Below are 11,360 nucleotides of genomic sequence, written 5' to 3'. Positions count from 1 at the left end.
GTAGGGCCATTCCGCAAAACCGGAAAAAGTCCCTACAAATCCTGTCGATTGCGCCTGTATTGCCGCTGTGAATCGGCCCCTGCATAGTTTTGCTCGCGGCTGACAGTGCATCGGCCTGCCGGCAAGACTGCCCGACCTTCCAAAGGACTGACTCGATGAACATGCCCGACCCGCTCACCACCCGCTATCGCCCCCTTTCCAGCCGCTACAGCGAAACGCCCGTGCTGGTCATCGACACCGAGGCCGACCCCACCGAAATCCTCGACGCCGCCCGCCAACGCATCCGCGCCGCCAGTGACCTGCTCGAAACCCTGTACTGCCTGTGCTTCAAAAAAGCCGACACCCGCGACATCCCCAACATCGTCAATGCCCTCTACCTGCTCACCCAGGACGGCAACGACCTGCTCGACACCGCCCGCCGGCGCCTGCCCAAAACCCCCGGCTAACCACACGCTTGGTTGCACCCGCCGTTGTGGGAGCGAGCCTGCTCGCGATGAACGATAGCGCGATATCAGATACCTCACCAAAGAGCAGAAAAGCCTGTAGGCATCGCCCGCCCTTGGACCTGTGACAATGCTCTGGCTCGCCTACTTCATCGGCCTGATCGTGCTGGTGGCGATCGTTCTCAAAATGGATGACGGCCTGAAAATCCCGCCGCTGAAAAACTGCCTGACGCTGACCGGCGCCAGCCTGATGAACCTCGGCGGTTTTTCGGCATTTGCCTGGGGCGCGGTGGCCGGCTCCGTTTCGGTGGTCACGGTGATCAGCACCCTGTCGGGCGGGATCGCGGCGATCCTGGGCTTTTTGTTTTTCAAGGAGCGACTGGAAAGAGTGCAGGTGACGGGCCTCGTGCTGGTTTTGCTCGGGGCGTTCGTTTTGCACCTCAAAGCCTGAAACCTTAAACGCCGCGCACAAAAAAGCCGCCCCGAAGGGCGGCTTTTTCATGGTTTCAAACCAACGCTTACAGCTTTGGACCGGCTGCCTTGATCGCGTCGCTCACGTCGAACTTCTTGAAGTTCTCGATGAACAGGCCGGCCAGTGCTCTGGCGGCTTCGTCGTAGGCGGCTTTGTCAGCCCAGGTGTTGCGTGGGTTCAGCAGGCCAGTCTCAACACCCGGAACGGCTTTTGGCACGTCGAGGTTGATGGTGTCCAGGTGCTCGGTCTCGGCACCGATCAGAGCGCCGCTCTGGATCGCTGCGATCACGCCACGGGTGGTCGGGATGTTGAAACGCTTGCCGACGCCGTAGCCACCGCCGGTCCAGCCGGTGTTGACCAGGTAAACCTTGGAGCCGAAGCCGTTGATGCGCTTGATCAGCAGCTCAGCGTATTCGCCAGCCGGACGCGGGAAGAACGGTGCGCCGAAGCAGGTGGAGAAGGTCGACTTGATGCCGCCGCCCGAGCCCATTTCGGTGGAACCGACCAGCGCGGTGTAGCCGGACAGGAAGTGGTAGGCCGCCTGCTCGTTGTTCAGGATCGACACTGGTGGCAGTACGCCGGTCAGGTCGCAAGTCAGGAAGATCACAGCGTTCGGCTCGCCGCCCAGGTTCGCTTCCGAACGCTTGGCAACGTGCTCCAGCGGGTAGGCCGCGCGGCTGTTCTGGGTCAGGCTGACATCAGCGTAGTCGGCGTGTTTGGCGTCGTCGATCACGACGTTTTCCAGCACCGCGCCGTGCTTGATGGCTTTCCAGATGACCGGCTCGTTCTTCTCGGACAGGTCGATGCACTTGGCGTAGCAGCCACCTTCCATGTTGAAGACAACGCCTTCGCCCCAGCCGTGCTCGTCGTCACCGATCAGGTAACGGCTTTCGTCGGCCGACAGGGTGGTCTTGCCGGTGCCGGACAGACCGAAGAACAGGGTCACGTCGCCTGCTTCGCCGATGTTGGCGGCGCAGTGCATTGGCAGCACGTCGGCCGCTGGCAGCAGGAAGTTCTGCACGGAGAACATGGCTTTCTTCATTTCACCGGCGTAACGCATGCCGGCGATCAGCACTTTCTTCTGTGCGAAGTTGAGGATCACGCAGCCATCGGAGTTGGTGCCGTCACGCTCAGGCACGCACTCGAAGTTGGCAACGTTGAGGATCTGCCACTCTTCACGGCCAGCCGGGTTGTACTGCTCTGGATTGATGAACAGGCAACGGCCGAACAGGTTCTGCCAGGCGGTCTGGGTGGTCATCTTCACAGCCAGGTAGTGCTCGTGAGCAGCACCTACGTGAACGTGGGAAACGAAGTGCTCTTGCGCGTTGTTGAACGCTTCGACGCGAGCCCACAGGGCATCGAACTTGTCGGCCGGGAACTTGCGGTTGATAGGACCCCAGGCGATGGAATCCTGAGTGGTCGGCTCTTCAACAATGAAGCGATCGACTGGCGAACGGCCGGTACGGTGACCGGTACGAACAACCAGTGCGCCGGTATCGGCAAGCTCGCCCTCACCGCGATTCAGGGCTTCTTTAACCAGATCATCAACACTCAGATCGGTGTACACGGCGTTATTGGCTTGCGTCATGAGTTTCCCCGTCGGCCAGTGGCCGAGTGTGCTCCAAACGTTTTGTAGTAGAAAGTCGTGCACTACTACCGCGAAAAAAGTGGGCCGGATTATGCCAGAAATGCCCAAAAAGAGTAGGGCCCTCCCGTCGTAACGGCGTTATTCCGGCACGAACCAGTGAATTTACCTGCGCTGAACCGTTTTAGTGACGGGTATCTGACGGCGTGTCGACGCCCGCACCGGCGAACAATTGAGCGACATCGGCGGCATCGAACAGGTATTGCTGGTTGCAGAACTGACAATCGATCTCGATGTGGCCACCGTGTTCGACCACCAGGTTCTGCGCATCTTCCTGACCCAGACTGACCAGCGCATTGGCCGAACGTTCACGGGAGCAGCTGCAGCGGAAGCGCAGTTTCTGCACGTCGAACAGACGTACCTGCTCTTCGTGGTAGAGGCGGTGGAGCACGGTTTCGTTGTCCAGGCCCAGCAGTTCATCGACGGTCAGCGTCCCGGTCAGGGCGCTGAGGTGCTGCCAGTTGGCAGCGCGTTCTTCTTCGTCCTTGATGCGGTCGGCGGGCAGTTGCTGCAGCAAAATGCCGCGGGCACGACGGCCGTCGGCGCACAGCGTGATGCGCGTGCCGATCTGCTGGGACATGACGAAGTAGTTGGTGAAGCACTCGGACAGGTTGTCGCCGTCCAGATCAACGACGCCCTGGTAGCGCTGGCCCTGGCGCGGGTCGATGGTCAGAGTCAGCGAGCCATCGGGCATCAGGTCGGACAGGGTCGCGTCAGGCGCGATACGGTCCGCTTCGTAACGGGCCAGGCCACGGATGTCGCGCTCGCTGGAGCACTCGATCATCAGCAGCGGAATCGGGCCTTCGGAACGGGCCTGGAGAATCAGCAAGCCATCGAACTTCAGGGTGCCGACCAGCAGCGCCGCGGCCGCCATCAGTTCGCCCAGCAATTGCGCGACCGGCTCCGGATAGGCGTGTTTGGCCAGGACTTCGGCGTAGCTGAGTTCCAGCGAAACCATTTCGCCACGGGTGTCGCTGTCATCGAAGATGAAGCGTTGAGTGAAGTCGGTATCCGGTAGGTCGGTCATAAGTCTGGGTATCTGAATGGTAAAAAAGGGTTCAACGCCTCTGACGCCGTAGGCCCTCTTTATGGCCCATGGGGTCGGATGCTGTAGCGATTTTCGACGAGCGGCTATTTAACAGGCTCGCTGTGACGTCGGGGAATCCCCCGATATGGTTACTCGCCCGGGCAATTGCAAGTCGGCCCCGGACGAAGTGCCCTAATTGTCACTACTCGTTGCTGCTGCCGCGAAACTTGAACAGGTCGCGCCGCTGCTTCTTGCTCGGCTTGCCATCGGTGCTTACACCCAGGGCGCCGGCCTTGCGCTGGGCGGCTGCGGCCTCGCGTTTGGCGATGCTGGCTTCGGTCTCGGCGTACAGCGTCTGTGCTTCCGGCGCGCCCCGACGCACGATCGACAGCGCCTGGACGACTACCGTGCGCTCATCGAAACCGGTGCGGATCTCGAACTCATCGCCGATGCGCGGCTCCTTGCCCGGCTTGCAGCGCTCGCCACGGTGATGCACCTTGCCGCTTTCGATCGCCGCCTTGGCCAGGGCACGGGTCTTGTAGAAGCGCGCCGCCCATAACCATTTATCGAGGCGGACTTTGTCGTCCTCTTCGCTTTTTTGTGCCATGGGATTTCCTCGTTCTGAAATATTGGTGAACTGTACTACCGTTCTGTCGTACCAAGAATTAAGTGCCCCCGGATTAGAATGCCGACATTTCCTAACCTCCTTGGAATACTGGAAATCGGGGCCGTAGATATCTGTCGCCTTTTAACCATTATTCTGCGTGAATACCGCGAAATCGGCCGCCTGTGGCCACCGCGGTTTCTACCGGTTGAACAATTTTGAAGACATTTGATCATTTGACCGTTGTCGGTCTGCGCGAGTGGGTGGCGCTCCCGGATCTGGGAGTCGCGGGCCTTCGCGCAAAAATCGACACCGGCGCCAGCACTTCCAGCCTGCATGCCACCGACATCGAGGTGTTCGAGCGCGATGGCGAGCAGTGGGTGCGCTTCACCGCGCACCTGGGCACGGTGGTGCAACTGCGTCACCGCCGCTGCGAAGCGCCGCTGGTGACGAAAAAAACCATTAAAAGCTCCAACGGTCATGCGCAGGTGCGATACGTGATCAGCACCACGCTCGCCCTCGGTGATCGGGTCTGGCGGGTCGAGTTCACCCTCGCCTGCCGCAAGTCCATGCGTTATCGCCTGCTACTGGGTTCCAAAGCCTTGATCGACGGCCAGCTGGTGGTCAATCCAGGCATTAAATACATTCAAGACAAGCCGGTGTTCCCGGTATCTACCTCTTCCACAGGTGTTGCATGAAGATCGCTGTGCTGTCGCGTAACCCGCGTCTGTATTCCACCCGCCGCCTGGTCGAAGCCGGTACCGAACGCGGCCATGAAATGGTGGTGGTCGATACCCTTCGTGCCTACATGAACATCGCCAGCCACAAGCCGCAGATCCACTATCGCGGCAAACCGCTGGAAGGCTTCGACGCGGTGATTCCACGGATCGGTGCGTCCGTGACCTTTTATGGCTGCGCGGTGTTGCGCCAGTTCGAAATGATGGGCGTGTTCCCGCTCAATGAATCGGTGGCCATCGCTCGCTCGCGGGACAAGCTGCGTTCGCTGCAACTGCTGTCACGGCGCGGCATCGGCCTGCCGGTCACCGGTTTCGCCCACTCCCCCGACGACATTCCCGACCTGATCGCGATGGTCAACGGCGCGCCGCTGGTGATCAAGGTGCTGGAAGGCACTCAGGGCATTGGCGTGGTGCTGTGCGAAACCGCCACCGCGGCGGAATCGGTGATCGAGGCGTTCATGGGCCTCAAGCAGAACATCATGGTGCAGGAGTACATCAAGGAAGCCGGCGGCGCCGACATTCGCTGCTTCGTGGTGGGCGACAAGGTGATTGCCGCGATGAAGCGCCAGGCCAAGCCGGGCGAGTTTCGTTCCAACCTGCATCGCGGCGGCAGCGCCAGCCTGATCAAGATCACCCCGGAAGAACGCATGACCGCCTTGCGCGCGGCGAAGGTCATGGGGCTGACGGTGGCGGGCGTGGATATCCTGCGCTCCAATCATGGGCCGCTGGTGATGGAAGTGAATTCGTCGCCGGGTCTGGAGGGGATCGAGACCACCACCGGCAAGAACGTGGCGGGGATCATCATTGAGCATTTGGAGAAGAATGGCGGGCCGAATATGACCCGGACCAAAGGCAAAGGATAAAAGCAAAAGATCGCAGCCTGCGGCAGCTCCTACATGGGGATCCGCGTCTCCCTGTAGGAGCTGTCGAAGGCTGCGATCTTTTAGCGGTTAAACCGCATCGCGCGGCAACATCAATCCCAGTGGCAACCTCACCCGCGCTTCCAGCCCGCCACCGGAGCGGTTGCGCAGCTCGACATTCCCGCCATGCATCGAGGCGATCCGCTTGACGATCGCCAGCCCCAGTCCGGTGCCTTTGCCGCCTCGTGCCCGGTCGCCGCGGGTGAAGGGGTTGAAGATCGCCTCCAGCTCCGCCGGATCGATCCCGGCGCCACGGTCCATGACGCTCAGCACCACATAGGGAGCGGCGGTGTCGCCGGAAACATAGGCCGCCACTTCCACGCCGCTGCCCGCGTGATGAAGTGCGTTGCCGATCAGGTTGTTCAGCAACCGCTTCATCGACACCCGACGCAATGGAAACGGCTGGATCGGCTCCAGGCGCAAGTGCACTTTCTCTTCGTTCTGGTTGAACGGCGCAGCCACTTCCCGGACCAGATCGCTCAGGTCCACCTCCTCCACCGACTCATCGCGACCGTCGCGGATGAAGGCCAGGAACTGGTCGAGGATCGCGTCCATGTCTTCAATGTCGCGGACCATGTCGTCGGTCAGGTCGGTGCGATCGCCCATCAGCTCCAGTGACAGACGCAAGCGGGTCAGCGGCGTTCGCAGGTCATGAGACACCCCCGCCAGCATCAGCTCACGCTCGCGCCCGGCCTGTTCGACGTCTTCGGCCATCTGGTTGAAGGCGCGATACACCTCGGTCATTTCGCTGGGCGTATCGCTGATCGGCAGTCGCACACTGCGGCCCTGGCCGAGTTGCCGCGCTGCATAGACCAGGCGCTTCAACGGTTGGTTGAGCTGGCTGACAAAGATCCACGCCGACGCCGTGGACAGCAGCCCGATCGCCAGGAACCAGCCCAGCACGTTCCAGATTTTCTGACCCCGCAGCGGATGCGGGTACAGCGGCACCTTCATCCACCCGTCACCCAGGCTCGGCGCCCGTACCCACAAGGCCGGTGGCGTGTGCATGCGCAATCGCACCTCGGTGTCGGCACCCAGTTCGGCCTGCATCTGCCGCTGGTAGATCTCGCTGTACGGCCAGTGTTGCTCACCCTCCGGCACGCCGGCGCCCACCACCCGGATCAGGGTCGCGGCTTCGGCAATCTTGTCGCGGTTGTTTTCGTCGGCTGCCCAATAGGCGCGCAGCGTCAGGGCGACGCCGTGGCTGTATTGGCGGTCCACCAGCACGTCCTCGTTCATCAGCAGATAAACCAGGGTCAGTGCCTTGGAGAACAGAACGACGATGAGCACCAGCCAAAGGGTGCGGGAGAAGAAACTCTGGGGGAACCAAACCGGGGTTTTCATGGGTAGGCGCTACACACTTGCAGGAACGAGCGATGCTCGCATATTGCGGGTCGCGAGTCTGCGGCCAAGGTCATCAGACCTGTCCGCCGACCCGCTCCTGCAATGGGTCGATCACTTGGTGGCGGTGCCATCCGGAACGAACACATAACCCACGCCCCAGACGGTCTGGATGTAACGCGGTTTGGATGGATCGGGTTCGATCATCCGGCGCAGACGGGAAATCTGCACGTCGATGGAACGCTCCAGGGCATCCCATTCGCGGCCACGGGCCAGGTTCATCAGCTTGTCGCGGGTCAGCGGCTGGCGGGCGTTCATGACCAGCGCCTTGAGGACCGCGAACTCACCGGTGGTGAGCATATGCACTTCTTCGCCGCGCTTGAGCTCGCGGGTAGCCAGGGACAGTTCGTAGTCACCGAAGGTCACGCTTTCGTCTTCGCTGCCCGGCGCGCCCGGCACCGGTGCCGACTGACGACGCAGGACGGCTTTGACACGGGCCATCAGCTCGTCGGGGTTGAACGGCTTGGCCAGGTAATCGTCGGCGCCCAGTTCCAGGCCCTTGATACGGCTCAGCTCGTCGCCCTTGGCGGTCAGCATGATGATCGGAATCTGGTTGTTCGCGCTGCGCAGGCGGCGGCATGCGGTCAGGCCGTCTTCGCCGGGCAGCATCAGGTCGAGGACGACCAGGTTGAACACTTCACGCGCCAGCAGGCGATCCATTTGTTCAGTGTTCGGTACGGCACGGGCGCGGTAGCCCTTGCTGACGAAAAAACGCTCCAGCAGGCTGCTGAGGCCCGGATCGTCGTCAACAATAAGAATTTTTTCGCCTTCAGCAATGTTTGCAGTGCTGCTCATTGGATGCTCCTTTTAGCTCGGCGCGCATTATGGCGTAGCTGCCGTTATACGCACCGTGTGCATTGTTAGCAGATTTTTCCTTCACCGCCAGGAATCCGGGCATACCGCCCGGGCTCTGCGAGCCCCCCGAAGGCCGCAACGCTGGTTATAATGCGCGGCCTTTTGTGTCAGGCAACGTCTGATCGTTACCCCCGGTGGCCGCTTTTTATTTTTCATGGCACCGGCAGTAATTGTTCGATTTCACGGGTCAACGGGATACCTTTTGATCCAGGCAGCGGCGCAGGCCAGGCCGCTCAACCAGACTCGCCAAGGCCCTATGTCGCGCCTGCGAGCCTGCTTTCACAATTTGTCAGGTGGTTTTATGGACAGCATCAACAGCCGCATCGCCGAAGAACTCGGCGTACGCCCGCAACAGGTCGAAGCGGCCGTCGCGCTACTCGATGAAGGCTCTACCGTTCCCTTCATCGCCCGTTACCGGAAAGAAGTCACCGGCAGCCTCGATGACACCCAGCTGCGTCATCTGGAAGAGCGTCTGCGCTACCTGCGAGAACTCGACGAACGGCGCATCAGCATCCTGGCCAGCATCGAAGAGCAAGGCAAGCTGACCCCGCAGCTGGAACGCGACATCAAGCTCGCCGACACCAAGACCCGCCTCGAAGACCTGTACCTGCCGTACAAGCAAAAACGCCGCACCAAGGGCCAGATCGCCCTGGAAGCCGGCCTTGGCGAGTTGGCCGACGGCCTGTTCAACGACCCGAATCTTTCCCCGGAAACCGAAGCCGCGCGCTTCGTCAACGCCGACAAAGGCGTCGCTGACGTGAAGGCCGCCCTCGAAGGCTCCAAGTACATCCTGATGGAGCGCTTCGCCGAAGACGCAAGCCTCTTGGACAAGCTGCGCAACTTCCTCAAGCAGGAAGCCACCCTCAGTGCCCGCGTGATTGCCGGCAAGGAAGAGGAAGGCGCCAAGTTCCGCGACTACTTCGAACACGACGAACCGTTGAAAACCATGCCGTCGCACCGCGCCCTGGCGATTTTCCGTGGCCGCAACGAAGGCATTCTCAGCTCTGCGCTGAAAGTCGGCGATGAACTGCCGGGCACCATGCACCCGTGCGAAGGCATGATCGGCCAGCACGTGGGCATCCAGAATCAGAACCGTCCGGCCGACAAGTGGCTGGGCGAAGTGGTGCGCTGGACCTGGAAGGTCAAGCTCTACACCCACCTGGAAACCGACCTGCTGGGCGAGCTGCGTGACGGCGCGGAAACCGAGGCGATCAACGTTTTCGCCCACAACCTGCACGACCTGCTGCTGTCCGCTCCGGCCGGCCCGCGCGCCACCCTGGGCCTGGACCCTGGCCTGCGCACCGGCTGCAAGGTGGCAGTGGTCGACGCCACCGGCAAGCTGCTGGATCACGCCACCGTTTACCCGCACGTGCCGCACAACAAATGGGACCAGACCATCGCGATCCTGGCCGCCCTGTGCGCCAAGCATTCGGTGGACCTGATCGCCATCGGCAACGGCACCGCCAGCCGCGAAACCGACAAGCTGGCCATCGAACTGATCAAAAAATATCCAGCCATGAAGATGACCAAGGTCATGGTGTCCGAGGCGGGTGCATCGGTGTACTCGGCGTCGGAACTGGCGGCCAAGGAATTCCCGGACCTGGACGTGTCGATCCGTGGCGCGGTGTCGATTGCCCGCCGCCTGCAGGATCCGCTGGCGGAACTGGTGAAGATCGATCCGAAATCCATCGGTGTCGGCCAGTACCAGCACGACGTGTCGCAGCTGAAACTGGCCCGTGGCCTGGACGCGGTGGTCGAAGACTGCGTGAACGCCGTGGGCGTGGACGTGAACACCGCGTCCGTGGCACTGCTGGCTCGTATTTCCGGCCTCAACGCGACCCTGGCGCAGAACATCGTCAGCCACCGCGACGAACACGGCGCTTTCAAAACCCGTGCTGCCCTGAAGAAAGTCGCGCGTCTGGGTGAGAAGACTTTCGAACAGGCCGCCGGCTTCCTGCGGGTGATGAACGGCGAGAACCCGCTGGACTCCTCCGCGGTTCACCCGGAAGCCTATCCGCTGGTGCAACGTATCGCCGCCGAGACCGACCGCGACATTCGCTCGCTGATTGGCGACGCGTCGTTCCTCAAGCGCCTGGATCCGAAGAAATTCACCGACGAAACCTTCGGCCTGCCGACCGTCACCGACATTCTTCAGGAACTGGAAAAACCGGGCCGCGACCCGCGTCCGGAGTTCAAGACCGCCGAGTTCATGGAAGGCGTCGAAGACCTTAAGGACCTGCAACCGGGCATGATCCTCGAAGGCGTGGTGACCAACGTGACTGCCTTCGGTGCATTCGTCGACATCGGCGTGCATCAGGACGGTTTGGTGCACATCTCTGCACTTTCGGAGAAGTTCATCAAGGATCCCCGTGAAGCGGTGAAGGCCGGTGACGTGGTGAAAGTGAAGGTCATGGAAGTCGACATTCCGCGCAAACGCGTGGGCCTGTCGATGCGCATGAGCGACACCCCGGGCGAGAAAATCGATGGCGCCCGTGGCGCGCGTCCTGGCTCGGCGCCGCGTCAGTCGCAGAACAACGCACCGCGCAAGGAAACCACGGCGGCGGCTCCGGCCAACAACGCCATGGCCTCGCTGTTCGCCAACGCCAAGCAGTTGAAGAAGCGCTGATGGATATCCCTGCCGGGTACACCGAAAGCGCGTTTTTCAAGCTGCTGGGCTGCCGCTTGCACAGCCTGGAAACCGGGGTGGCGCAAGTGGCCCTGGTGCTCGAACCCGAGCTGCGCAATCGCGCCGGCAAGCTGCACGGCGGTGCCTTGTTCAGTCTGGTGGACATCGCCATGGGACTGGCCTGCTCCAGCAGCCATGGCTTTGACCAGCAGAGCGCAACCATCGAGTGCAAGATCAACTACATCCGCGCCGTCGCCGACGGCGAGGTGATGTGCACGGCGCGGGTGATCCACCCGGGCCGCCGCACCCTGGTGGTCGAGGCCGACGTCGTGCAAGGCGACAAACTGGTCGCAAAAGCACAAGGCACGTTCGCTGTCCTGTAGCTAGTCGTCATCGATTTGAGTTAATTTCGGCGCAGTGCCTTTCCCTGCAGGAGCCGAGCTTGCTCGCGATAGCGGATTATCAGACGACAATTGTGTTGGCTGACACACCGCATCGCGAGCAAGCTCGGCTCCTGCAAGGGAACTGTGCAAAATTTGAACAATAGCGACAAAAACCAGGCGAAAACGCCAGTTTCAACTTCACCCTTGTAGACCGTCTTGCCCACCCCCATATTGGGGCGACTGACGC

General features: G+C 61.4%; 10 protein-coding genes and 1 pseudogene. 6 read left to right on the top strand and 5 right to left on the bottom strand.

Annotated features, from left to right (window positions below; genetic code table 11):
• Positions 1 to 155 precede the first annotated feature (155 nt).
• Positions 156 to 446 carry a hypothetical protein gene (locus tag HNO86_RS08160; RefSeq protein ID WP_175376488.1) on the top strand — a complete coding sequence of 97 codons (291 nt, stop codon included), beginning with the start codon at positions 156 to 158 and terminating at the stop codon, positions 444 to 446.
• A 106-nt stretch (positions 447 to 552) separates the two neighbouring features.
• Positions 553 to 894 (top strand): annotated as a pseudogene (locus HNO86_RS08155) (DMT family transporter); the annotation flags it as partial.
• A 67-nt stretch (positions 895 to 961) separates the two neighbouring features.
• Here the strand turns inward: HNO86_RS08155 and HNO86_RS08150 are convergent.
• From HNO86_RS08150 to HNO86_RS08140, 3 genes are all read right to left on the bottom strand, one after another.
• On the bottom strand, positions 962 to 2,503 hold the full coding sequence (locus tag HNO86_RS08150) for a phosphoenolpyruvate carboxykinase (RefSeq protein WP_175376487.1): 1,542 nt from the start codon (positions 2,501 to 2,503) through the stop codon (positions 962 to 964).
• Between the two features lie 181 nt (positions 2,504 to 2,684).
• A complete protein-coding gene (hslO, locus tag HNO86_RS08145; protein WP_175376486.1) occupies positions 2,685 to 3,587 on the bottom strand; it encodes an Hsp33 family molecular chaperone HslO in 903 nt (300 codons plus the stop codon).
• 202 nt (positions 3,588 to 3,789) lie between these two features.
• Positions 3,790 to 4,194, bottom strand: a complete 405-nt coding sequence (locus HNO86_RS08140) for an RNA-binding S4 domain-containing protein (protein WP_175376485.1) — start codon at positions 4,192 to 4,194, stop codon at positions 3,790 to 3,792.
• A 233-nt stretch (positions 4,195 to 4,427) separates the two neighbouring features.
• Here HNO86_RS08140 and HNO86_RS08135 point away from each other — a divergent pair, with 233 nt between their 5' ends.
• Positions 4,428 to 4,889, top strand: coding sequence for an ATP-dependent zinc protease (locus tag HNO86_RS08135; protein ID WP_175376580.1), 462 nt, complete (start codon positions 4,428 to 4,430; stop codon positions 4,887 to 4,889).
• Positions 4,886 to 5,791, top strand: coding sequence for a 30S ribosomal protein S6--L-glutamate ligase (rimK, locus tag HNO86_RS08130; RefSeq protein WP_175376484.1), 906 nt, complete (start codon positions 4,886 to 4,888; stop codon positions 5,789 to 5,791). The genes HNO86_RS08135 and rimK overlap by 4 nt, the downstream gene beginning before the upstream one ends.
• An 87-nt stretch (positions 5,792 to 5,878) precedes the next feature.
• Here the strand turns inward: rimK and HNO86_RS08125 are convergent, their stop codons facing one another.
• Together HNO86_RS08125 and ompR are read right to left on the bottom strand one after the other, a co-directional pair.
• Positions 5,879 to 7,192 carry an ATP-binding protein gene (locus HNO86_RS08125; RefSeq protein WP_175376483.1) on the bottom strand — a complete coding sequence of 438 codons (1,314 nt, stop codon included), beginning with the start codon at positions 7,190 to 7,192 and terminating at the stop codon, positions 5,879 to 5,881.
• Between the two features lie 111 nt (positions 7,193 to 7,303).
• Positions 7,304 to 8,044 (bottom strand): two-component system response regulator OmpR, encoded by a 741-nt coding sequence (ompR, locus tag HNO86_RS08120; RefSeq protein WP_096513915.1) that lies wholly within the window; start codon positions 8,042 to 8,044, stop codon positions 7,304 to 7,306.
• Positions 8,045 to 8,405: 361 nt separating this feature from the next.
• Between ompR and HNO86_RS08115 the strand changes: the two genes are divergently transcribed.
• Both HNO86_RS08115 and HNO86_RS08110 read left to right on the top strand, forming a co-directional pair.
• Positions 8,406 to 10,730 (top strand): Tex family protein, encoded by a 2,325-nt coding sequence (locus HNO86_RS08115; RefSeq protein WP_175376482.1) that lies wholly within the window; start codon positions 8,406 to 8,408, stop codon positions 10,728 to 10,730.
• Positions 10,730 to 11,113 (top strand): PaaI family thioesterase, encoded by a 384-nt coding sequence (locus HNO86_RS08110; protein ID WP_175376481.1) that lies wholly within the window; start codon positions 10,730 to 10,732, stop codon positions 11,111 to 11,113. Before HNO86_RS08115 ends, HNO86_RS08110 begins: the two co-directional genes overlap by 1 nt.
• Positions 11,114 to 11,360 lie beyond the last annotated feature (247 nt).

The organism is Pseudomonas sp. C1C7 (assembly GCF_013359595.1).
Lineage (GTDB): Bacteria > Pseudomonadota > Gammaproteobacteria > Pseudomonadales > Pseudomonadaceae > Aquipseudomonas.
Note: the sequence above shows the minus strand (reverse complement) of the source record. Positions and strands in the feature narration are given on the sequence as shown.

Coding starts and splice junctions, on each gene's coding strand:
- HNO86_RS08160 (WP_175376488.1), top strand. CDS start 156: ATGAACATGCCCGACCCGCTCACCACCCGCTATCGCCCCCTTTCCAGC.
- HNO86_RS08150 (WP_175376487.1), bottom strand. CDS start 2,503: ATGACGCAAGCCAATAACGCCGTGTACACCGATCTGAGTGTTGATGAT.
- hslO (WP_175376486.1), bottom strand. CDS start 3,587: ATGACCGACCTACCGGATACCGACTTCACTCAACGCTTCATCTTCGAT.
- HNO86_RS08140 (WP_175376485.1), bottom strand. CDS start 4,194: ATGGCACAAAAAAGCGAAGAGGACGACAAAGTCCGCCTCGATAAATGG.
- rimK (WP_175376484.1), top strand. CDS start 4,886: ATGAAGATCGCTGTGCTGTCGCGTAACCCGCGTCTGTATTCCACCCGC.
- HNO86_RS08125 (WP_175376483.1), bottom strand. CDS start 7,192: ATGAAAACCCCGGTTTGGTTCCCCCAGAGTTTCTTCTCCCGCACCCTT.
- ompR (WP_096513915.1), bottom strand. CDS start 8,044: ATGAGCAGCACTGCAAACATTGCTGAAGGCGAAAAAATTCTTATTGTT.
- HNO86_RS08115 (WP_175376482.1), top strand. CDS start 8,406: ATGGACAGCATCAACAGCCGCATCGCCGAAGAACTCGGCGTACGCCCG.
- HNO86_RS08110 (WP_175376481.1), top strand. CDS start 10,730: ATGGATATCCCTGCCGGGTACACCGAAAGCGCGTTTTTCAAGCTGCTG.